The organism is Oceaniglobus roseus (assembly GCF_002869745.1).
In the GTDB taxonomy this organism is placed as follows: domain Bacteria; phylum Pseudomonadota; class Alphaproteobacteria; order Rhodobacterales; family Rhodobacteraceae; genus Oceaniglobus; species Oceaniglobus roseus.
The window spans coordinates 45,484-67,029 of sequence record NZ_PNOS01000003.1; the positions used below are offsets into that span (position 1 = coordinate 45,484).

Sequence of the window (21,546 nt, forward strand, 5' to 3'; positions counted from 1 at the left end):
CATGACAGCCAAGAGCATCCAGACGAAGCCCATCGAAGGCCAGAAGCCCGGCACCAGCGGCCTGCGCAAGAAGACCAAGACCTTCATGGAGCCGCATTACCTCGAGAACTTCATCCAGGCGATCTGGGAGTCGATCGGCGGGGTGAAGGGCAAGACGCTGGTCCTGGGGGGCGACGGGCGGTACTTCAACGACCGCGCGGCGCAGGTGATCCTGAGGATGGCGGCGGCCAGCGGGGCGAAGAAGGTGATCGTCGGCCAGAACGCGCTGATGTCGACGCCCGCCGCGTCGAACCTGATCCGCCAGAAGAAGACGGACGGCGGGATCATCATGTCGGCGTCGCACAACCCCGGCGGCCCGGACGAGGATTTCGGCGTCAAGTTCAACATGCCGAACGGCGGTCCCGCGCCCGAGGAGGTGACGAACCGCATGGTCAAGGCCACCCAGTCGATCAAGGATTACCTGATCCTCGAGGCGCAGGACGTGGACCTTTCGAAGAGGGGCGCGACCAAGCTGGGCGACATGGAGATCGACGTGGTCGATCCGGTGAAGGACTATGCCCAGCTGATGGAGCAGCTCTTCGACTTCAGGGCGATCAAGGGCCTGTTCGAGAAGGGCTTCACCATGCGCTTCGACGCCATGCACGCGGTGACGGGGCCCTATGCCAAGGCGATCCTGGAAGGCAGGCTGGGTGCGCCCGCGGGGACCGTGGTGAATGCCGAGCCGAAGCCCGATTTCGGCGGCGGCCATCCGGACCCGAACCCGATCTGGGCGAAGGAGCTGATGGACCTGATGATGGGCGAGGAGGCGCCGGATTTCGGTGCCGCCTCGGACGGCGACGGCGACCGGAACATGATCCTCGGGCGGGGATGCTATGTCGGCCCGTCGGATTCGCTCGCCGTGCTGGCGGCGAACGCGACCCTCGCCCCGGCCTATCGCGAGGGCCTGAAGGGCGTGGCGCGGTCGATGCCGACCTCCCGCGCGCTGGACCGCGTCGCGGCGAAACGCGGGCTCGACTGCTACGAGACGCCGACGGGGTGGAAGTTCTTCGGCAACCTGCTGGACGACGGCCGCATCACGCTCTGCGGCGAGGAATCCGCCGGGACCGGCAGCGACCACGTGCGCGAGAAGGACGGGCTCTGGGCGGTGCTCCTGTGGCTGAACATCCTCGCCAAGACCGGCAAGTCGGTGCAGGAGATCATGGACGCCCACTGGGCCGAGTTCGGGCGCAACTTCTATTCCCGCCACGATTACGAGGCGGTGGACGCGAAGAAGGCGAACGAGATGATGGACGCCCTGCGCGCCAGGCTTCCCGACCTGCCGGGCACGATCATCCACGGCCGCACCGTCGAGGCGGCGAACGAGTTCGCCTATGACGATCCGGTGGACGGCTCGCGCAGCGAAGGCCAGGGCCTGCGCGTGATGTTCGAGGACGGCGGGCGCATCGTCTACCGGCTGTCGGGGACCGGCACGGTGGGCGCTACACTCCGCGTTTACATCGAGGATGTATCGGACGATCCGGAAAGCTTCGGGGACGATCCGCAGGACGCGCTGGCCGACATGATCGCCATCGCCGACGAGCTTGCGGGCATCGAGGAGCATACCGGACGGGACGAACCGGACGTGCGCACCTAGGCGACGCCGGAAGACAGGGACCGGCGCGGGGGACGCGCCGGCAGGGGACAGCGATGAACGACCTTCGGAACCTGGAGCGCTACTGGGCCTTCGCGGGCACGCTTCTTCTCACACTTCTCTGCCTCGCGCTGCTGGCGCTGACGTCCTGGGCCTGGATCGGCGTCGCCGTCTTCGCCGGGCTGTCGCTGGTGGGGCTCTACGACGTTACCCAGACCTCGCACTCGATCCTCCGGAACTACCCGGTGCTCGGCCACATGCGCTTCCTGCTGGAGGGGATCCGGCCCGAGATCCGGCAGTATTTCCTGGAGAACGACCAGGACGAGGAGCCGTTCAGCCGCGAGGACCGCTCGATCGTCTACCAGCGCGCGAAGAACCAGGAATCCGCGCGCCCCTTCGGCACGCGGCGCGACGTCTATGCCAACGGCTATACCTGGCTGACCCATTCGATCAATCCGACCCATCCCGACACGCTCGACTTCCGGGTGCGGGTCGGCGGGCCGGACTGCAGGCGGCCCTACGACATCTCGCTCTACAACATCTCGGCCATGTCCTTCGGCTCGCTCTCGGGCAACGCGATCCGGGCGCTGAACCGGGGGGCGAAGATGGGCGGCTTTGCCCATGACACCGGCGAGGGCTCGATTTCCGTCCACCACCGCGAGGAGGGGGGCGACCTGATCTGGGAGATCGGCTCGGGCTATTTCGGCTGCCGCAACGACGACGGGACCTTCAGCGCCGAGAAGTTCGCCGAGCGGGCGGCGAGCGACCAGGTGAAGATGATCGAGATCAAGCTTTCTCAGGGCGCCAAGCCCGGCCATGGCGGGATGCTGCCCGGCGCCAAGGTGACGGAGGAGATCGCCGAGGCGCGGGGCGTGCCGGTCGGCAGGGACTGCATCTCGCCCGCCGGACATTCGGCCTTCCGCACGCCGGTGGAGCTGTGCCGGTTCATCGGCAGGCTGCGCGAGCTCTCGGACGGCAAGCCGGTGGGCTTCAAGCTCTGCATCGGCCACCGGAGGGAGTTCATGTGCATCGTGAAGGCGATGCTGGAGACGGGGATCGCGCCCGACTTCATCGTGGTCGACGGCAAGGAGGGCGGCACCGGCGCGGCGCCGCTGGAGTTCGCGAACCACATCGGGATGCCCCTGACCGAAGGGCTGAGCTTCGTGCACAACACCCTGCGCGGGGCGGGGCTGCGCAATCAGATCCGCATCGGCGCGGCGGGCAAGCTGATCCACGCCTTCGACATCGCCCGCGCCTTCGCCCTTGGCGCCGACTGGGCGAACTCGGCGCGCGGCTTCATGTTCTCCATCGGCTGCATCCAGGCGCAGGCCTGCCACACCAACCACTGCCCCGTGGGCGTGGCGACGCAGGACCCCCTGCGCGCCCGGGCGCTGGTGGTCGGCGACAAGGCGCAGCGGGTCGCCAACTTCCACCTCAACACGATGAAGGCCCTGGGCGAGATCGCGGGGGCGGCGGGGCTGAAGGATCCGCGGGGCTTCCTGCCGAACCACTTCCTGCACCGCGATTCCAACGGCGAGATGGTGCCGGGCAACGAGGTGTACCCCTACCTGCCCATCGGCTTCCTCGTCGATGGACAACCCGACGCTTTCGGCTATCTCGACCGCTGGAAGCGCGCGCGGGCCGACAGCTTCACACCCCCCGACCTGCCGGATTCCGACAGCAAGCACCTGATGTAAGGACACGTCCCATGCACACCACCGAAAGCCGCACCGTCGTCGTCAAGGAGTTCGGCGGCCCCGAGAAGCTGACGATCGAGACCCGCCCGGTCGGCGATCCCGGCCCCGGCGAGGTGCGCCTGCGCCATGCGGCCTGCGGTCTGAACTACATCGACGTCTACCAGCGCACGGGGCTTTACAAGCAGCCGCTGCCGGCCGCCCTCGGCATGGAGGCCGCGGGCACGGTCGAGGCGGTGGGCGAGGGCGTGACCCACGTGAAGGAGGGGATGCGCGTCGCCTATGCCGCCAACCCCTCGGGCGCCTATTGCGAGGCGCGGGTGATGCCCGCGGCGCAGGTCTGCCCGCTGCCCGACGCGATCTCCTTCGAGGAGGGCGCGGCGATGATGCTGAAGGGCATGACGGTGAACTACCTGTTCCACCGCACCACGCCGCTGAAGAAGGGCGACACCGTGCTGTTCCACGCGGCCGCGGGCGGCGTCGGCCTGATCGCCTGCCAGTGGGCGAAGAGCGAGGGGATCACGCTGATCGGCACCGCCGGATCGGACGAGAAGTGCCGGCTGGCGCTGGAGCATGGCGCGAGCCACTGCATCAACTACCGCGACGCGGACTTCGTCGCGAAGGTGAAGGAGCTGACGGACGGCAAGGGCGTGGACGTGGTGATGGACGCGGTCGGCAAGGACACGTTCGAGGGCTCGCTGAACTGTCTCCGGCCGCTCGGCATGATGATCTCCTTCGGCAACGCCTCGGGCCCCGTGCCGCCGTTCGAACTGGCGACGCTCGGCGCCAAGGGCTCGCTCAAGATCACCCGCCCGACGCTCTTCACCCACATCGCCGACCACGCGACCAGCCAGGAGATGGCGCGGGAACTGGGCGAGAAGGTGACGTCGGGCGCGGTCAAGATCCGCATCGACCAGCGCTTCCCGCTGGACGAGGTGGCCGAGGCGCACCGGGCGCTGGAAGGGCGCAAGACCACCGGCGCGACCATTCTGACGGTCTGAGCCGATGGCCGCGCGGCGCCTCTGGCCCCAGAGCGTCGCGCTGGCCCTTCTGTGGCTGCTGGCGCTCGGCTTCGTCCTCTACGCGGCCGGGTTCGGCTGGCGCGGGCTGACACGGGATCTTTCGGGGCAGACCTATCTCTACACGCATGGCGGATGGGCGGCGAACCTGGCCGTCTTCGGGCACATGCTGGCGGGGGCGGCGATCACCTGCCTCGCGCCGCTTCAGGTGTCGGCCGCGCTGCGCCGGCGGTTCCCGGCCCTGCATCGGGGCATGGGCCGCGTGCTGGTCGCGGGCGGCATGCTCGCCGGGCTGGGCGGTCTGGCCTACATCGCGCTCCGCGGCACGATCGGCGGGCCGTGGATGGACTTCGGCTTCGCGCTTTACGGTGTCTGCATGGTGGTCGCGGCGGTGCAGGCCTTCCGCTTCGCGCGGCGGCGCGACATCGCGCGCCACCGCCGCTGGGCGCTCAGGCTGTTCGTGCTGGCCATGGCGTCCTGGCTGTTCCGCGTGCACTATGGCCTGTGGTTCCTCGCGACCGGCGGCCTCGGGTCCACCGAAGGGCTGACGGGACCCTTCGACCGGGTGCAGGTGCTGGCCTTCTTCGTGCCCTACCTCGTGCTGCTGGAACTCTGGCTCAGGCGGCATCCGGAGCCCGGCGCCGCCTGAAGGATCAGACGAAGGTGTTCGCATATTCCTCGCGCAGGATGTTCTTCTGCACCTTGCCCATGGTATTTCTCGGCAGCTCGTCGATCACGCGGATGTCGCGGGGCTGCTTGAAGCGGGCGAGGTCGCGGCCCAGAACCTCGCGGATCGCGTCGAGGTCGGGCGTCTGGCCCGGGGCGGGGACCAGCACCGCCAGCACCGTCTCGCCGAAGTCGGGGTGGGGGACGCCGATCACCGCGGACTCCAGCACGCCGGGCTGGTCGTCGAGCAGCACCTCGATCTCCTTCGGGTAGATGTTGTAGCCGCCCGAGATGATCAGGTCCTTGTTGCGCCCGACGATGTGGACATAGCCGTCCGCGTCGATCTGCCCGAGGTCGCCGGTGATGAAGAAGCCGTCGGCGCGCAGCTCTTCCTTCGTCTTCTCCGGCATCTGCCAGTAGCCCTGGAACACGTTGTCGCCGCGCACCTCGATCTGGCCGATCTCGCCCTGGTCGAGCGTGTCGCCGGTGGCGGGATCGGTGATCTTCAGCTCGACGCCCGGCAGCGGGAAGCCGACGGTGCCCGCGCGGCGTTCGCGGTCGTAGGGGTTCGAGGTGTTCATGTTCGTCTCGGTCATGCCGTAGCGTTCGAGGATCGCGTGGCCCGTGCGCTCGGAGAAGCGGACATGCGTCTCGGCCAGCAGGGGCGCCGAGCCCGAGGTGAAGAGGCGCATGTTTGACGTCAGCTCGCGGGTGAAGCGGGGATCGTCGAGGAGCCGGGTGTAGAAGGTCGGCACGCCCATCATCGTCGTCGCCTCGGGCATCCGCGCGATCATGGTGTCGAGGTCGAACTTCGGCAGGAAGATCATCGAGGCGCCGCAGAGCAGGGTCAGGTTGCCCGCCACGAACAGCCCGTGGGTGTGGAAGATCGGCAGGGCGTGGAGCAGGACGTCGCCCTTCTCCCACTTCCAGACCTCGCGCAGGGCCTCGGCGTTCGAGAGCAGGTTCTTCTGGCTCAGCATCGCGCCTTTCGAGCGGCCCGTGGTGCCGGAGGTGTAGAGGAAGGCGGCCAGATCGTCCTCGCCCCGCGCGGCGGTGTCGAAGGTGTCGGGCTTCCCCTCGGCCGCGTCGGCGAAGCTGCCGGTGCCGTCGGCGTTCAGCGTCTTCAGCGTGGCGTTGCACTCGGCGGCGACGGGGGCGAGGGCGGCTTCCTTCGCGCCGTCGCAGAGCACCAGCTTCGCGCCGCTGTTGTCGATGAAATAGCTGAGCTCGGCGCCGGTGTAGCCGGTGTTCAGCGGCAGGAACACGCAGCCCGCCTGCACGCAGGCGGCATAGACGGCGAGCGCCTCGGGCGATTTCTCGACCTGCGCCGCGACCCGGTCGCCAGGGGCAAGGCCGAGGTCCGTCAGCGCATGGGCGAAGCGCGCGGCCTGCGACAGGAAGGCGGCGTAGGTACGGGTGCTGCCGTCGGGCAGGTGCAGGAACGGGTCTTCGGAACCGGCGTGCTGGCCGAACAGGGCGTCGTAGAGGGGGTTGGTCATGTCTTCTGTCTTTCTGGCAGTGCCTCCGCGCGGCCCTGCTGGCTGAGGCGTGTCACCTCGGAGGAGGCTGCGATCTCGCGTGCCGTGGCGAAGCGTTCGTGGTTCTTCGAGATGCGGTTCAGGTCATAGGCGTAGTTGACCATCGCCCCCCCCGATTGTGCAAGGCCCCGGGGCGAGGTGTCGGCGCCCTCGTGGACCATGTGGACCGAGGCGCCGTTGCCGAGGTGGAAGCGCGCCACGGGGTCCAGCGGCTGGCCGTCGCCGCGCTTGGCCTCCAGCAGGTAGCGCGCGGCGAGGGGGCGCAGGGCGCCGGTCGGGGCCGGGATGCCCTCGGCGTCGAGCCACTTCATCAGACCCGGGATGGGCGAGAGGGTGACGAAGGTCTTCAGGCCCGGCAGCTCCGCCGAAAGGTCGGCGACGACCTGCTTGATGAGCGAGTTGCCGAAGGAGATGCCGGCCAGGCCCGCCTGGCAGTTCGAGATCGAGTAGAACACGGCGGTGTCCGCCTCGGCCGCCTTCAGCGGCGCGCGGTCCTCGGCCAGCACCGCCTGGATCGAGCCGGGGACGCCGCGGGTCAGCGCCACCTCGACGAAGATCAGCGGCTCGTCCGGGACGGCCGGGTGGAAGAAGGCGAAGCAGCGCCGGTCGGCGGGGTGCAGGCGGCGGCGCAGGTCGTCCCAGCTGTCGATGGCGTGCACCGCCTCGTAGGCGACGATCTTGTCCAGAAGCGACGCCGGGCTGTCCCAGTTGACCGAGCGCAGGACCAGGAAGCCGCGGTTGAACCAGGAGGAGAAGAGGTGCCGGAAATCGCCGTCGAGCGGCCCGAGTTCCGGGTGCGCCTTCAGGAGCGCCAGCAGGTCGGCGCGCATGGCGACGAGGCGGGCGGTGGCGCCGGGCAGGGCGTTCAGGCGGCGGATCAGCTCTTGGCGCGGCGGCTCGGCCGCTTCCATGAAGGCGCGGTAGGTGTCGCGGTCGGGATTGGCGGTGTAGGCGTCGAGTGTGTCGCGGACGCGGGCCGGGTCGAGGTCGAGGTCCTGGTCGAGGTGCAGGAAGAAGGCCAGCTTCTCGGCCCCGTCCATCTTCGCGTAGCGTTCGAGGATCTCCTGGGCATAGGCCATACCCGACACCTCGCCGCTGCTCGACAAAAGGCCGCGCGTCAGGTCGGGCAGGTTGCCCTTCTGGATCCGCGCCAGGCTTTCGCCCGCGCCGCGTTCGAACAGGGTGGAGAGGAGATCGCCGAGAACGCTCATAGGCCTTGTCCCATCACTGCCGAGGGCAGCCAGGTGGCGATGCCCGGAAAGATGCAGAGGATCACGATCGCCAGCACCATGCACAGGACGTAGGGCATGGAGCCCCAGAGGATCGTCTTCAGCTTGATGTCGGGCGCGATGCCGTTGATGACGTAGAGGTTCAGCCCGACCGGCGGCGTGATCAAGCCGATTTCGAGGTTGATCGTGAGGATCACCGCGAACCAGATCGGATCGAACCCCGATGCCGTGATGATGGGCATGAGGATCGGCGCCGCCATCAGGATCACCGCCACGGGGGGCAGGAAGAAGCCCGCGACCAGCAGGAAGACGTTGATGATCGCCATCAGCACCCAGCGGTTCACCTCGAGGTCGGCGATCCAGGCGGCGACCGATTGGGTGATGAAGAGCGAGGACAGCATGTAGGAGAAGACCCCGGCGGCGGCGATGATGAAGAGGATCATCACCGACTCCTTCGTGCTGTCGCGCAGCACGGTCCAGAGGGCCTTCGGGCTCCAGAGCTTGTAGATCGCCACGGCGACGAGCAGGCAGAGGAGGGCGCCGATGGCCGCGGTTTCCGACGGCGTCGCGATGCCGCCGTACATGGCGTAGAGCACGCCGAGGATGATGACGAGGAAGGGCAGGACGCGGGGCAGGATCTCGACCTTCTGCTTCCACGAATAGGGGGTGTAGGCCAGCACCTTCCCGTCGCCCGACCGCCAGGTGGCGAAGATCGACCAGGCCATGAACAGCGCGACCAGCAGCAGGCCGGGCATCACGCCGGCCAGGAACAGGCGGCCGATGCTGGTCTCGGTGGCGATGCCGTAGACGATCATCGTGACCGATGGCGGGATCAGGATGCCGAGCGTGCCTCCGGCCGCGATCGAGCCCGAGGCGACGCCGTCGGGATAGCCGCGCTTCCTCATCTCGGGGATGCCCATCTTGCCGATGGCCGCGCAGGTGGCGGGGGACGATCCCGACATCGCGGCGAACAGCGCGCAGGCCCCGAGGTTCGAGATGACGAGGCCGCCGGGGACGCGGGTGAGCCAGCGTTCCAGCGCCTCGTAGAGGTCCGCCCCCGCCCGGGTCGAGGCGATGGAGGCGCCCATGATGATGAACATGGGGATCGACAGCAGGGTGAAGTTGTTCAGGTCCGCGAACAGGATCTCGGGCATCAGTTGCAGGGACCGCGCGCCGTCGAAGACCAGCAGGAAGCCGGCGGAGACGATCAGCAGGCCGATGGCGACGGAGACGCCGGAGAACAGGACGATCACGGTGGCGAGGGCGACGAGGCCGCCGAGCAGAAGGGGATCCATCAGGTGGCGTCCAGTCCGAAGGGGGTGTCGTGGCGCAGGACCAGCGCGACGAGGTCGGCGATCAGTTGCAGGAGCAGCAGGGCAAGGCCCACGGGCAGCGCGAGGTACGGCTTCCAGAGCGCGACGCCCCATACGGTGTCGGACTTCCAGCCGCGCACATAGGCGAAGTGCCAGAACTCCCAGGCGTACCAGAGCATCACCGCGACGATCGCGATGCCCGCCGCCATGGTGAGGAAGGCGAGCGCCCGGCGCGCACCCATGGGCAGGGCCATCGGCACGAGGTCGACGTTCACGTGGCCCCTCAGGTGCTGGACGTAAGGCAGGCCGATCAGCGTGGCGGCGATCATCAGGTAGACCACGGCCTCGGTCTGCCAGATGGTCGAGCCGTTCAGCACGAAGCGGATGAAGATCATCTGGCAGGTGATCGCGACGGCGGCGACGATCATCGCCGCCGCGATCCATCCCGAGACGGTGGAAATCCCCGCGACGGCCCGCAGGAACGGGTTGCCGCCGGTGCGGGCGTGGTGGGTGCCGGGGGTCTGTCCCGCCATGTCAGGTCCTTTCATGGGGCGGGGCGGCCCTGAAGCCGCCCCTGCGGGATCACTCGACGGCAAGCGCCATGTCGAGAAGCTTCTGGCCGTCCGGCGTGCTGGCGACGAAGTCCTTGTACGAGGTCTCCTTCGCGATGGCCTGCCACTCCTTGAAGGTCTCCTCGGTCATCTCGTCGATCTGGACGCCGGCGTTCTTGAACACCTCGCGGCTGTCGCCGTCCTCCTTCTTGGCTTCCTCCAGGTAGAAGGCCTGCGCCTTCTCCGAGGCGGCCATCAGCGCGTCCTTCTGCTCCTGCGTCAGGCCCTCGAAGGTGGTCTTGTTCATCAAGAGGGGCTGGTACATGAACCACAGCGCATAATCGCCCGGCGGCGTGTAGCAGGCGACCTGCTCGTAGATGCGGTAGCTGACGAAGGACGAGGACGAGGTGTTGGCGGCGTCCAGGACCCCGGTCTGCATCGCGTTGTAGATCTCGGACGAGGCCATGGAGGCGATGGAGGCGCCGGCGCCGGCCAGCATCTGCTCGAACGCCTTGCCGGCCGCGCGGGTCTGCTTGCCCTTCAGCTGCTCCGGGGTGGTCGCGCAGCCGTCCTTGCCCGCGAAGCCGCCCGCGAGATAGCCGTGGACAAGCACCATCACGTCGTCCTCGGCCATGATCTTCTCCAACTCGTCCATGAACGGCGAGGAGGTCAGGCGCGCGGCGTGGTCGTGGTTCTTCACGAGGCCGGGCATCAGCGTCAGGTTGTAGGCGGGCTGCTGGCCGCCGGCATAGGAGAGCGGCAGCACCGTCATGTCGAGCTGGCCGCGCGACAGCGGCGTGTACTGCTCGCGCGCCTTGAACAGCGACTGGTTGCCGAAGATCTTGATGTCGAGGTCGACATCGGCCGCCGCCACCTCGTCGGCGACCATCTGCGCGACCTTGTGGCGCACGTCGTTGTCGGACCACTGGTGCGACAGGCGCAGCTCGGTGGCGTGGGCCGCGGAGGCCACGGCAATCGCCGCCACCGTGCTCAGGAATGCAAGTTTCATCGGATCCTCCCAGATACGTTTGTGCCGCGCCTGTGGGCCGCGGGCGTATGCGGAGGCTAGAGGTTCTGCATCCGCTGTCAAGAATCTTGTATGCAAGGTGAACCCGATTGCATTTTGCCCGGTTTCACCTTACCCAGATTTCATGGAGAACCGACGCGCCGACACCATCGCCCGGGCCCTCGAGGAGATGATCCTCAGCGGGGAGTTTGCCGAGGGCGCGCGGCTGGACGAGATCCGCCTGGCCGAGCGGTTCGGCGTCTCGCGCACGCCGGTCCGCGAGGCATTCCAGCGGCTTGCCCTGACCGGCCTGATCGAGCAGATCCCGCGGCGCGGCGTCTTCATCCGCCAGCCGGGCGCAGTGGAGCTGATGGAGATGTTCGAGGTGATGGCCGAGCTCGAGGCGCTGTCGGGCCGCCTTGCCGCGGTGCGGATCTCGGACGGCGCGCTTGCGCAGCTCGCCGAGGCGAACGGCAATTGCCGGCGGGCGGTGGAGGCGGGGGACGCCAACGCCTATTACGACGAGAACGAGCGGTTTCACCACATCATCTATGCCGAGGCCGGCAGCGCCTTCCTGAAGGGCGAGGTCGAGCGGCTGCACCGCCGCCTGAAGCCCTATCGCCGCTTGCAGCTGCGCCTGCGCGGCCGTCTGGCGCAGTCCATGGCCGAGCACGAGGAGATCGTCGCGGCCCTGTCGGCGGGCGATGCGGCGCGGGCGGCGAAGGTCCTGCGCGCCCATGTCGCGATCCAAGGCGAGAAGTTCCACCACCTGCTGGCCAGCCTGAAGCCCGCCGCCGAGTAGGTCAGCCGCAGCTGGCCATGGCCTTCGCCACCTCGTCGAGCAGCGCGGGATAGAGGCCGGGGCCGGGCTCCAGCGCGGTGCCGAGGGGGTCGATCACCGCGACCTTCGCGCCGCTGCCCTCGAACACCGTGGCGACGAGGCCCGCGTTGAACTGCGGCTCGGCGAAGGCGCAGACGATCTTATTCTCCTGCACCAGCGCCCGCAGCGCGGCGATGCGCGCGGGTCCGGGCGCGGTGGCGTCGCTGAGGGCGATGGCCCCGGCGGCGGGAATGTCGAAGCGGGCCTCGAAATACTGGAAGGCGTCGTGGAAGACGATATGGGGGCCCGGAGCGGCATCGGCGATGTCGTCGGCGATGTCCTCTTCCTGCTCGGAAAGTCTCGCCTGCGCGGTTTCGGCATTTGCGAAGTAGGCGGCGGCGTTGTCGGGGTCGATCTCGGCCAGCGTCTCGGCGATGGTCGAGAGCCACGCCTTCGCGTTCTCGGGATCGAGCCAGGCATGGGGATCGGTCGCGCCGTGCGCGTGGCCGTGGCCGTCGTCGTCGCCGTGATCGCCCTCAACGGAATGCGCTTCGCCGTGGTCCTCGTGCTCCTCTGCGTCCCCGAGCTGCGCCTCGACGCGGGTCGGCAGGACCGTCGTGCCGGGACTGTCGATCAGTTCGAGGTTCAGCGCGTCGCCCGCGAGCGAGGCGATGCTGTCGGCCAGCGACGGCGTCAGTTCGGGCCCGATCCAGATCACCACGTCGGACTCGGCCAGGGCCCCGGCCTCGGACGGGCGCATGTGGTAGTCGTGGGGCGAGACGCCCTTGCCCATCAGCAGGGCGGGGGTGCCGATGTCCTGCATGACCATCGCGGCCAGGCTCTGCACCGGCGGGATGTCGGTCACGACACGGGGCGGTTCGGCCAGGGCGGCGGCTGGGGAGAGGATCAGGGCGGCGGCGATGGAAAGGCGGAATGTCACGGCGAGTCTCGTCGGTCTGGGAAGGATTGCGCTGTCGTAGCAAGGATGATATAACATATCAATATCGAAACCGGAGGGCGGCGCGATGCAGGCATTCGAAAGCCACGACCACGGGCGGTGCATCCGCGAGACGGTGGAGACCGCGGCGCGGCTCTGTGCCGAGCGGGGGGTGCAGTTCACCGCGATCCGGCGGCGGGTGCTGGAGATCCTGCTCGACGATCATCGCGCCCTCGGGGCCTACGACATCCTCGACCGGTTGCGGGCCGAAGGACGCGGCGCGCAGCCGCCGGTGGCCTACCGCGCGCTCGATTTCCTCGTCGCGCAGGGCTTCGCGCACCGGATCGAGCGGCTGAACGCCTTCGCCGCCTGCGCCGCGCCCGGGGCGGAGCATTCGCCGGCCTTCCTGATCTGCCGCAACTGCGACGCGGTGTCGGAAGAGCGGACGGAACCCGCGCGCGGCGCCCTGGGCCGCGCGGCGAAGGCGCGGGGCTTCGTGATCGAGCAGACGGTGGTCGAGGCCGAGGGACTGTGTCCGAACTGCGCGGGCCACCCATGAGCCTGATCCGTGTCGAAGGGGTGAGCGTCCGGCAGGGCGGGGCGCGGGTGCTGCACGACGTCTCGCTGAGTGTCGAGCGGGGCGAGATCGTCACCATCGTCGGGCCGAACGGGTCGGGGAAATCGACCCTCCTGAAGACGCTGATCGGCGCGCTGCGCCCCGAGTCCGGGCGGGTGGTGCGGGCAGAGGGCCTGCGGATCGGCTATGTCCCGCAGACCCTGCACATCGACCCGACGCTGCCGATCACCGTCGCGCGCTTCCTCGGCCTGCCGGTGCGCATCGCCCACGCGCGGGCCGCGGAGGCGCTGTCGCGGGCCGGTCTGCCGGACGTGGGCGGGCAGCAGATGTCGGAGCTGTCGGGCGGGCAGTTCCAGCGGGTGCTGCTGGCGCGCGCGCTTCTGGAGACGCCCGACCTGCTGCTGCTCGACGAGGCGACGCAGGGGCTGGACCAGCGCGGCTCGGCCTCGTTCTATCGCCAGATCGAGGAGGTGCGCCGCGAGATGGGCTGCGGCATCCTGATGGTCAGCCACGAACTGCACGTGGTGATGAGCGCGTCGGACCGGGTGATCTGCCTGAACGGCCATGTCTGCTGCGAGGGGCGGCCCGAGGTCGTGGCCTCGGCGCCCGAGTACCGGGCGCTGTTCGGAACCGGGACGGAGGGCGCGCTGGCGCTCTATCGCCACGAACACGACCATTCGCATGACCATTCCCACGGCCACCCGCATGACCATGGGCTGGCGCACGGTCGGGACGGGACGCAGGACGGGGCCCGGGGCCGGGAAGCGGCGGAATGACCGGCGGGTGTCGGGGCAGACCCGCCGAGGCGGGCCTGGCGCCTGCGGCGGGCGGGGAGGGGGGCTCCGCCCCCCGGCGCTGGCGCGCCTCCCCCCGGAGTATTTGGACAAAGAAGAAGCAGGGGCGGGGTTCTCGGTGATTCTCGATGCGTTTCTGGTGCGCGCGGCGCTGGCCGGTGTCGGCGTGGCGCTGGCGGCGGCGCCGCTCGGGTGTTTCGTCGTCTGGCGGCGAATGGCCTATTTCGGCGATGCGACCGCCCATGCGGCGATCCTCGGCGTCGCGCTGGCGCTGGCGCTGTCGTGGTCGGTGTTCCTCGGGGCGCTGCTGGTGGCGCTGGCGATGGCGGCCACGGTCTCGGGGCTCGGGCACCGGGGGCTGGCGATGGACACGCTGCTGGGGGTGCTCGCGCATTCGGCGCTGGCCGTCGGGCTGGTCGCGGCGTCCTTCCTGAGCGGCGTGCGGGTGGACCTGATGGCCTATCTCTTCGGCGAGATCCTGGCCGTGGGCTGGGCCGACCTGGCGGTGATCTGGGGCGGCGTCGCGCTGGTGCTGGTCCTGTTCCTTTGGCGCTGGCCGGCGCTGCTAATGGCGACCTTGAACGGCGACCTGGCGCGGGCGGCGGGGGTCGATCCCCGGCGCGAGCAGATGGTGCTGACCCTGGCGCTGGCCGTGGTGGTGGCGGTGGCGATCAAGGTGGTGGGGGTACTGCTGATCGGGGCGCTGCTGGTGATCCCCGCGGCGACGGCGCGGCCCTTCTCGCGCACGCCCGAGGGGATGGCGCTGCTTGCGGCGGGGGTCGGGGTGTTCTCGGCGCTGGCCGGGCTTGCGGCGGCGTTCCGGTTCGACACGCCGACGGGGCCGACGATGGTCTGCGTGGCAGCCGCCTGTTTCGCGCTGTCGGCGGTGGCGGGCGGGATCCGGCGGGGGGCGGCCGGCGCCCGCGGCTGAGGCCGCGGGCGGGGGGCGGTTACATCTTGCCCCAGATCCTCTTGTAGGCGTCGCGGTAGCCGTTTTCCGGATCGAAGGTGTTCCGGTCGCCGCCGTCGTAGGCCACGTTCTCCTGCGTCACGACATGCAGCGGCGAGATGTAGCCCGAGGCGGGTTCGCCCTGCATCGCGCGGTTCAGCTCGTCCACCAGCTGCCAGCCCTGGAGGTTCAGGGGTTCCGCCACCGTCACCGCCTGGTACTGGCCCGCGCGGATTCGCTGGTAGGCGCCTTCCGAGCCGTCGCCTGCCGCCACCGCCAGCGGCGCGCCGTCACCGGGGATGCCGGCCGAGGCCAGGGCGGGGCCCATGAAGTCGAAGTAGATGTCGTTGATGGCGAGGCTGTGGGTCCACTTGTCGCCGTGGCGCTGGAGCAGCGCCGTGGTCAGCGTCGGCATCCGCGAGGAGGTGTCTGCGATGGGGGTGTCGACGTATTCCAGCACGGTGCCGCCGAGCGCCTCGATCGTCTCCTTGATCTTGTCGGCCTTGGCGATGGCGATGGTGTAGGTCGAATCGGTGAAGATCACGACGCCGGGCTTGCCGCCGGCGTCGACGAAGGCCCACTCGGCGGCGACCTTCGAGACCTCCATCGCGTCGGTCGAGACGTTGACGAACAGCCCGTGGCCCGGATCGGCGCCGATCACGGGGCCGGAGTGCCAGCTGACCATGGGGATCCCGGCCTTCGTCGCCTCGTCCAGCGCCGCCTGCTGCTCGTTCGCGTCGAAGCCGTTGATGACGATGCCGTCGGGCTTCAGCGCCAGGGCCTGGCCGAAGGCCGACGTACGGCTTTGCACCGAACCGGCACCGTCCAGCACGCGGACCTCCCAGCCGATGGCCTTCGCGGCCTCCTGCACGCCGTTGGTGGCGCCGAGGATGCCGCCGTTCTTCATGTCGCCCGCGAGAACGACGATGGTCTTGCCCTCGGCAGCCTTGGGGCCGGTCGTCGGGCCGTCCCACTCGGTCACGCGGCTGGCGTATTTCTCGACATCGGCCTTGGCGTCCGACATGGCGTCGGCGAAGGCCGGGGCCGCGAGCGCGAAGGCCGCGGCGGTGGTCAGAAGCGTGCGTCTCAGCATGTGTGGTCTCCTCCCGTTCTGCTGTTCACTTGTGGGCCGCGCCCTTCTTGCGCTGCGCATAGCCCGCGATGCCGATGGCGATGAGAAGGGTCAGGCCGTTGAACATCGGTTCGACCCAGAAGCTGCCGCCGAACTGCTGGATTCCGGAGATGCCGACGGCCAGGATCACGACGCCGACGATGGTGCCCCAGACGTTGACGCGCCCCGGCTTGATCGTGGTCGAGCCGAGGAAGGCGCCGACGAGCGCGGGCAGCAGGAACTCGAGCCCCACCGACGCCTGCCCGATCCGGAGCTTGCTGGCGAGCAGGACGCCGGTCAGCGCCGTCAGCGTGCCGGAGGTCACGAAGGCGCCGACGACGAACTTGCGGGTCGGGATGCCATTCAGCTCGGCAGCCTTCGGGTTGGCCCCGATGGCATAGAGGTAGCGGCCGATGGGGGTGTATTCGAGGACCAGCCAGAGGATCACAGTAATGATCAGGACGTAATAGCCGGTGATCGGCAGGCCGAGGACGAAGGTGCCGTTCAGGTCGTAGAACCCTTGCGGCAGGACGCCGATCATCTGCCGCCCGCCGGTGTGCCAGAGGGCGAGGGCATAGAGGACGGTGCCGGTGCCGAGCGTGGCGATGAAGGCGTCGATCTTTGCGATTTCCACGAGGAATCCGTTCAGCAGCCCGGTGAAGGCGCCGAGGCAGAGCACGGTGACGACCGCGACGGGCCAGGGGAAGCCGTAGAGCGTCTGGAGCGAGATCGCGAGGATGTGCCAGAGCACGATCCCGTAGCCCACGGTCAGGTCGATCCGCCCCGCGACCATGGGGATCATCGCGGCCAGCGACAAAAGCGCGATGATCGACTTGTCCGAGACGATGGCGCGCAGGTTCAGCATCGTCGGGAAGGTTTCGGGCAGCAGGACCGAGAACAGCAGGATCAGGCCGACCATCAGGATGACGAGGCCGTAGACCGGGGTGAGGCGGATCAGCTTCTGCACGGGCGAAAGGTTGGAGAGTTCGTCCCGCGTCGGTTCCAGCGCGTCGGATTCGATGGAGTTCATGGGGGCTCTCTCAGGCGGCTTCTCCGGCCGATGCGGCCTGGATCAGGGTTTCGGTGGACAGGCTGACGCCCGACAGCTCGTTCACCACGCGCCCGCGCGAGAAGACGATGGCGCGGTGGCAGATGTTGGCGACCTCCTCGAAGTCGGTCGAGACGACGAGGACGCCCATGCCGGTCGCCAGCGCGTCGAACAGCAGCTGGTAGATCTCGGCCTTGGCGCCGACATCGACGCCCGCGGTCGGATCCTCGGCGATCATCAGGCGCCGCCCGGTGTCGAGCCAGCGGCCCACGACGACCTTCTGCTGGTTGCCCCCCGACAGCGCCTCGATGGCGAGGGTGGGGTCGTTGGGGTAGAGACCGACGCGTCTGCCGAGGGCGTGGGTCGCCGCCTCTTCCTCGCGGGGGCGGGTGAAGCTCAGGAGCTTGCGGCCGGTGGCGACGGGGTTCAGGAAGGCGTTCTCGCGGATCGTCAGGGCGGGGGCGATGGATTCCACAACCCGGTCGCGGGCGACGAAGCCGATGCCCGAAGCCATGGCGGCGCGCGGGGACGAGAGGTCGGGCGCCTTGCCGTCGAGCATCACCTCGCCGGTGTGGGCCATGGTGCCGAACAGGGCGCGGCCGATCTCCTCGTGACCCGCGCCGCGCAGGCCGACGAGGCCCACCAGTTCGCCGCGGCGGATTGAGAAATCGACCGGGCCCGCGGTCTTCGTCTTCAGGCCCCTGACCGTCAGCGTCTCGGCACCTTCCTGCACCTCGGGCCGGGTGATGTCGCGCGCCTTGCGCCCGACGATGAGGTTCACCAAATCCTCGGGGTTGGTGTGGGCGATGTCGCGCATCCCCACCAGTTGCCCGTCGCGCAGCACCGCCACGCGGTCGGCGATGCGGAACACCTCGTCCAGCCGGTGGGACACGTAGATCATGCCGACGCCTTTTGCCTTCAGGGGCCGGAGCGCGGCGAACAGGCGTTCCACCTCGTCGGCGGGGAGCGACGCGGTGGGCTCGTCCAGCACGAGGAAGTCGCATTCCACGGCCAGCGCGCGGGCGATGGCGACCAGCGACTTCTCGGTGCGGGTGAGGCTCGCGATGCGGGCCGTGGGCGCGAAGGTGGCGTCGACGAGGGAGAGGGCGCGGCGGGCGACGTCCTCGGTCGCGGCCCAGTCGATACGGCCGCCCTTCTTCACGTAGCCGACGGCGAGGGCGATGTTCTCGGCCACGCTCATCCACTCGATCAGCCCGAGGTCCTGGTGGATGAAGGCGACTGCCTGACGATGGCCGACCTTGCCCGCGATATGGTTGTAAGGCGCACCGTCGACCATGACCTGGCCCGCGTTCGGGGTGTGGATGCCGCCGAGCACCTTGATCAGGGTGGACTTGCCCGCGCCGTTCTCGCCCAAGAGCGCGACGATCTCGCCCCGTCCGACGCGCAGGGACACGCCCCTGAGGGCCGCGGTGCCGCCGAAGCTCTTCTCGATCCGGTCGAAGAACAGACCGTCGGTCAGGGTCATGCAGCCTCCTCCCACAGGCGACCGGCGATGCATGAGTTACCGGTAACGCGTGCGATCCTTCGCCGATCCCTCAATTCTGTCAAGGGAAAAGGCGGGCAGCAACATTTACCGGTAACGCGGGATGTGCATAAGCTCTCGCGGGCAGGAGAGAGAGCGGATGGCGAAACGCGGCGGATCGGGACTGGAGGAGATCGCGAGGGCGGCGGGCGTGTCGAAGATGACCGTCAGCCGGGTGCTGCGCGGCGGCTCGGGCTTTTCCGAGGAGACACGCGCGAAGGTCATGCGCGAAGTCGACAGGCTGGGCTATGTCCCGAACCGGCTGGCCGCGGCCTTCGGTCCGGCGGGCAGTTCGACGCTGGTCGGCGTCTGCGTGCCACGCTTCACCTCGTCGCTCTTCGGCGCCCTGCTCGAATCGCTGAACGCGACGCTGGCGCGGCTCGGCTACCAGACGATGATCGGCAGCCACGGCCAGATCCCCGAGGAGGAAGAGACCTGGCTGAAGGGCCTCGCCTCGTGGCGGCCCGCGGGGGTGATCCTGGCGGGACGGCGGCATACGGCGGGCACGCTCGACATGCTGCGCTCCATGGGGGTGCCGGTGGTCGAGATCTGGGACCTGACGACCAGCCCGCTCGACATTTCGGTGGGGTTCTCGCACTTCGACAACGGACTCGAGATGGCGCGCTGCGTGCTGGCGCGGGGGCACCGGCGGATCGGCTATGTCGGCGCGCTCGGCGGGCGCGAGACCATGGGGCGGCAGCGGCTGGAGGGGTTCCGCGCCGGGCTGGCCGAGGCGGGGCTGAACCTGATCGCCTCGGAGATGCTGGAGGACGATTCCGGCTTCTATCCGGGCTTCTACGGCACCGAGACGCTGCTGAGCCGGGAGGGCAACCTGGACCTGATCTACTATCACGACGACGAGATGGCGATCGGCGGGCTGGCCTTCCTTCGGGCGCGCGGGCTGGACGTGCCGGGGCGGATCGGCGTCGCCGGCTGGGGCGGGATGGAGGCCGCGTCGGTGCTGCCGCAGCGGCTGACGACGACGAAGGTGCCGACGGCGCGGTTGGGCAAGGCGGCGGCCGAGGCGCTGGTGGGACGGCTGAAGGGCAGCCCGGTGCAGGACGTGACCGTCGTGCCGACGCAACTGGTGCCGGGCGCCACGATCCGGCCCGATGCTTGACCTCCCCGCCACCGGCACCCACAAGACGCGTACAGACGCAGGAGGGCAGGGATGAACCGTTTCGTGATCATGGGCGTGGCCGGGTCGGGCAAGAGCCTGATCGGCGACGGCCTGGCCCGGGCCCTTGGCGGACGCTACGTCGACGGCGACGACCTGCACCCCGCGTCCAACATCGCCAAGATGTCCCGGGGGGAGCCGCTGACGGACGATGACCGCTGGCCCTGGCTCGACCTTGTCGGCGGCGCGCTGGCCGCGCCGGCGGAGGGGCCGCTGCTGGTCGGCTGCTCGGCGCTGAAGCGGGCCTATCGCGACCGGATCCGGACGGCGGTGAAGGGGCCGGTGATGTTCCTGCACCTCGCCGGTAGCCGCGCGCTGATCGAATCGCGGATGTCCTCGCGCAAGGGACATTTCATGCCGACCTCGCTTCTCGACAGCCAGTTCGCGGCGCTCGAGCCGCCGGGGGCGGACGAGGAGTCGGTCACGGTGAATATCGACCAGACGCCGGACGCCATCGTCGCCGAGCTGGCGACGCGGATCCGGGCGCAGGTGGGATAGGGCGCCGCCGGGGCGGCGCTGCGGTTCAGGCGTTCAGGGTCGATCCCGAAGGTTCAGTCCGACAGGCGGACGTTGTTGCCCACGGTGGTGCGCTCGGCGGCCGAGAAGCCGACTTCGTGCAGGCCGTAGTAGGCGCCGGTGGCGATCACGGCCATGGCGACGAGGGCGAGAAGGAAGGACTTCATCTCAGACCCCCTTCGCCTGCGCGCCCGCGGGCGGCGCGTCGCGCTTCCCGATCACTTCCTCGGCCCAGAGGCTGTGGTGCTCCTTCGCCCATTCCTCTTCCACCTCGCCGCTGCCCATCGCCTCGAACGCGCCTTCCATGCCGATGGTGCCGATGTAGATGTGGGCGAAGATGATCGCCGTCAGCACCAGCGCCACGATCGCGTGCCAGAGCTGCGCATACTGCATCTCTTCCTGCGGCGTCAGGTCGACGGGAAAGGGGGCGAGGTCGAACCAGCCGGGCACGCCCCAGTCGTTCAGCATCGCGAAGGTGGGCGAGAACAGGTGGAACTGGAACGGGAACAGCATCGACAGGCCCGAGACCGAGATCGAGGCGCCGAAGACGACCACGGACCAGAAGATCAGCTTCTGCCCGGCGTTGAACTTCCACGCGGGCGGGTGGCCCTTGCCGAAGATGCCGCCGCCCTTCAGGAGCCACTTGATATCGGTCTTGTGGGGCAGGTTCTCGAACACCCACATCACGAAGATCAGCACCAGCGCCACCATGAAGGCCCACGAAACGTTGTCGTGGATCCACTTGGCCACCGTGGCGGACGAGGCGAAGGCCTCGTGCCCGAAGGCCGGGATCAGCACCTTGCGCCCGAAGAGGGAGTAGAGCCCGGTGAGGCCGAGCAGGATGAACGAACTCGCCAGCAGCCAGTGGCTGAACCGCTCGACCGCCTTGAACCGCTCCAGCTTGCGCCCCGTCTTCGGGCCCTCGATGCGGATGCGGCCGCGGATCAGGAAGAACAGCGCCAGCAGCACCAAAGTGCCGCCGAGCAGGTAGAGGCCATATTCCTGGAGCGGGCCCTGGCGGAAGTTCAGCCACCACATGCCGCCGTCCTGCACGAGGACCGAAGCGGCGGGGCCCTTCGCCTGGGTCGAGATGTCGGCGGTGTCGAAGCGCAGGCCGCGCCAGAGGTCGGCGTCCGAGGCCGGGCCGCGGGTGCCGAGCGCCTCGACCCCCGGCGGCGGCGCCTCGCTGCCGTCGAGCGCCTTCCTCGCGTCGTCGCTGACGTCCAGACCGGCCTGCCGCGCCAGGATGTCGGCGAGGGTCGGGGTGGCATCGCCGGCCTCGCGCGGGGCTTGGACGGGGGTGTTGTTGTCGGTCGACACGGCGGTGTCGGCGCCGGGGGGCCGCACACTCTGGGCCTGCACCACGGTGGCGCAGCAGATCAGGGCAAGCACCTGAACGAGGTGGCGCAGTCTCAACATTCCCGGTCT

Annotated in this window: 21 protein-coding genes; 10 read left to right on the forward strand and 11 right to left on the reverse strand. The window is 69.1% G+C overall.

Going from position 1 to position 21,546, the window contains the following annotated elements; translation table 11 throughout:
* The first annotated feature begins 1 nt into the window (after window position 1).
* Genes A7B20_RS02715 through A7B20_RS02730 form a run of 4 tightly spaced genes read left to right on the forward strand, consistent with a single transcriptional unit; the run spans window position 2 to window position 4,992 of the window.
* Entirely contained in the window at window positions 2-1,633 is a 1,632-nt protein-coding gene (locus tag A7B20_RS02715) for an alpha-D-glucose phosphate-specific phosphoglucomutase (RefSeq protein WP_102107016.1), read from the forward strand.
* 53 nt (window positions 1,634-1,686) lie between these two features.
* Complete coding sequence (locus A7B20_RS02720; protein ID WP_102107017.1) at window positions 1,687-3,327, forward strand: FMN-binding glutamate synthase family protein; 1,641 nt, start codon at window positions 1,687-1,689, stop codon at window positions 3,325-3,327.
* Window positions 3,328-3,338: 11 nt separating this feature from the next.
* The gene (locus tag A7B20_RS02725; RefSeq protein ID WP_102107018.1) at window positions 3,339-4,325 is read left to right on the forward strand and encodes a quinone oxidoreductase family protein; all 987 of its coding nucleotides are present in this window, start codon (window positions 3,339-3,341) and stop codon (window positions 4,323-4,325) included.
* A gap of 4 nt (window positions 4,326-4,329) precedes the next feature.
* Entirely contained in the window at window positions 4,330-4,992 is a 663-nt protein-coding gene (locus A7B20_RS02730) for a DUF2306 domain-containing protein (protein WP_102107019.1), read from the forward strand.
* Between the two features lie 4 nt (window positions 4,993-4,996).
* Here the strand turns inward: A7B20_RS02730 and A7B20_RS02735 are convergent, their stop codons facing one another.
* Genes A7B20_RS02735 through dctP form a run of 5 tightly spaced genes read right to left on the reverse strand, consistent with a single transcriptional unit; the run spans window position 4,997 to window position 10,649 of the window.
* On the reverse strand, window positions 4,997-6,508 hold the full coding sequence (locus tag A7B20_RS02735; RefSeq protein WP_102107020.1) for a malonate--CoA ligase: 1,512 nt from the start codon (window positions 6,506-6,508) through the stop codon (window positions 4,997-4,999).
* Window positions 6,505-7,758 carry a malonyl-CoA decarboxylase gene (locus A7B20_RS02740; protein ID WP_102107021.1) on the reverse strand — a complete coding sequence of 418 codons (1,254 nt, stop codon included), beginning with the start codon at window positions 7,756-7,758 and terminating at the stop codon, window positions 6,505-6,507. Before A7B20_RS02740 ends, A7B20_RS02735 begins: the two co-directional genes overlap by 4 nt.
* A complete protein-coding gene (locus tag A7B20_RS02745; protein ID WP_102107022.1) occupies window positions 7,755-9,071 on the reverse strand; it encodes a TRAP transporter large permease in 1,317 nt (438 codons plus the stop codon). Before A7B20_RS02745 ends, A7B20_RS02740 begins: the two co-directional genes overlap by 4 nt.
* Complete coding sequence (locus A7B20_RS02750; protein ID WP_102107023.1) at window positions 9,071-9,622, reverse strand: TRAP transporter small permease; 552 nt, start codon at window positions 9,620-9,622, stop codon at window positions 9,071-9,073. The genes A7B20_RS02745 and A7B20_RS02750 overlap by 1 nt, the downstream gene beginning before the upstream one ends.
* Window positions 9,623-9,671: 49 nt before the next feature.
* On the reverse strand, window positions 9,672-10,649 hold the full coding sequence (gene dctP / locus A7B20_RS02755; RefSeq protein ID WP_102107024.1) for a TRAP transporter substrate-binding protein DctP: 978 nt from the start codon (window positions 10,647-10,649) through the stop codon (window positions 9,672-9,674).
* Between the two features lie 142 nt (window positions 10,650-10,791).
* Between dctP and A7B20_RS02760 the strand changes: the two genes are divergently transcribed.
* On the forward strand, window positions 10,792-11,448 hold the full coding sequence (locus A7B20_RS02760; RefSeq protein ID WP_102107025.1) for a GntR family transcriptional regulator: 657 nt from the start codon (window positions 10,792-10,794) through the stop codon (window positions 11,446-11,448).
* Window position 11,449: 1 nt separating this feature from the next.
* Here the strand turns inward: A7B20_RS02760 and A7B20_RS02765 are convergent, their stop codons facing one another.
* Entirely contained in the window at window positions 11,450-12,406 is a 957-nt protein-coding gene (locus A7B20_RS02765; RefSeq protein WP_245866491.1) for a zinc ABC transporter substrate-binding protein, read from the reverse strand.
* Window positions 12,407-12,491: 85 nt separating this feature from the next.
* Here A7B20_RS02765 and A7B20_RS02770 point away from each other — a divergent pair, with 85 nt between their 5' ends.
* The 3 genes from A7B20_RS02770 (at window position 12,492) to A7B20_RS02780 (ending at window position 14,705) form a co-directional block, all read left to right on the forward strand.
* Window positions 12,492-12,962, forward strand: a complete 471-nt coding sequence (locus tag A7B20_RS02770; RefSeq protein ID WP_102107027.1) for a transcriptional repressor — start codon at window positions 12,492-12,494, stop codon at window positions 12,960-12,962.
* The gene (locus A7B20_RS02775; RefSeq protein ID WP_102107028.1) at window positions 12,959-13,756 is read left to right on the forward strand and encodes an ATP-binding cassette domain-containing protein; all 798 of its coding nucleotides are present in this window, start codon (window positions 12,959-12,961) and stop codon (window positions 13,754-13,756) included. The genes A7B20_RS02770 and A7B20_RS02775 overlap by 4 nt, the downstream gene beginning before the upstream one ends.
* A gap of 139 nt (window positions 13,757-13,895) precedes the next feature.
* The gene (locus tag A7B20_RS02780) at window positions 13,896-14,705 is read left to right on the forward strand and encodes an iron chelate uptake ABC transporter family permease subunit (RefSeq protein ID WP_102107102.1); all 810 of its coding nucleotides are present in this window, start codon (window positions 13,896-13,898) and stop codon (window positions 14,703-14,705) included.
* 19 nt (window positions 14,706-14,724) lie between these two features.
* Here the strand turns inward: A7B20_RS02780 and A7B20_RS02785 are convergent, their stop codons facing one another.
* Genes A7B20_RS02785 through A7B20_RS02795 form a run of 3 tightly spaced genes read right to left on the reverse strand, consistent with a single transcriptional unit; the run spans window position 14,725 to window position 18,368 of the window.
* On the reverse strand, window positions 14,725-15,816 hold the full coding sequence (locus A7B20_RS02785; RefSeq protein WP_102107029.1) for an ABC transporter substrate-binding protein: 1,092 nt from the start codon (window positions 15,814-15,816) through the stop codon (window positions 14,725-14,727).
* Between the two features lie 25 nt (window positions 15,817-15,841).
* The gene (locus A7B20_RS02790) at window positions 15,842-16,864 is read right to left on the reverse strand and encodes an ABC transporter permease (protein WP_102107030.1); all 1,023 of its coding nucleotides are present in this window, start codon (window positions 16,862-16,864) and stop codon (window positions 15,842-15,844) included.
* 10 nt (window positions 16,865-16,874) lie between these two features.
* Window positions 16,875-18,368 (reverse strand): sugar ABC transporter ATP-binding protein, encoded by a 1,494-nt coding sequence (locus tag A7B20_RS02795; RefSeq protein WP_102107031.1) that lies wholly within the window; start codon window positions 18,366-18,368, stop codon window positions 16,875-16,877.
* Between the two features lie 157 nt (window positions 18,369-18,525).
* Here A7B20_RS02795 and A7B20_RS02800 point away from each other — a divergent pair, with 157 nt between their 5' ends.
* Together A7B20_RS02800 and A7B20_RS02805 are read left to right on the forward strand one after the other, a co-directional pair.
* Window positions 18,526-19,545, forward strand: a complete 1,020-nt coding sequence (locus tag A7B20_RS02800) for a LacI family DNA-binding transcriptional regulator (RefSeq protein WP_102107032.1) — start codon at window positions 18,526-18,528, stop codon at window positions 19,543-19,545.
* Window positions 19,546-19,596: 51 nt separating this feature from the next.
* On the forward strand, window positions 19,597-20,100 hold the full coding sequence (locus A7B20_RS02805; RefSeq protein ID WP_216641158.1) for a gluconokinase: 504 nt from the start codon (window positions 19,597-19,599) through the stop codon (window positions 20,098-20,100).
* Window positions 20,101-20,153: 53 nt separating this feature from the next.
* Here the strand turns inward: A7B20_RS02805 and A7B20_RS21690 are convergent, their stop codons facing one another.
* Window positions 20,154-20,285, reverse strand: a complete 132-nt coding sequence (locus A7B20_RS21690; protein WP_281260086.1) for a hypothetical protein — start codon at window positions 20,283-20,285, stop codon at window positions 20,154-20,156.
* A 1-nt stretch (window position 20,286) separates the two neighbouring features.
* Window positions 20,287-21,537 carry a formate dehydrogenase subunit gamma gene (locus A7B20_RS02810; protein WP_102107033.1) on the reverse strand — a complete coding sequence of 417 codons (1,251 nt, stop codon included), beginning with the start codon at window positions 21,535-21,537 and terminating at the stop codon, window positions 20,287-20,289.
* Between the last annotated feature and the right edge of the window lie 9 nt (window positions 21,538-21,546).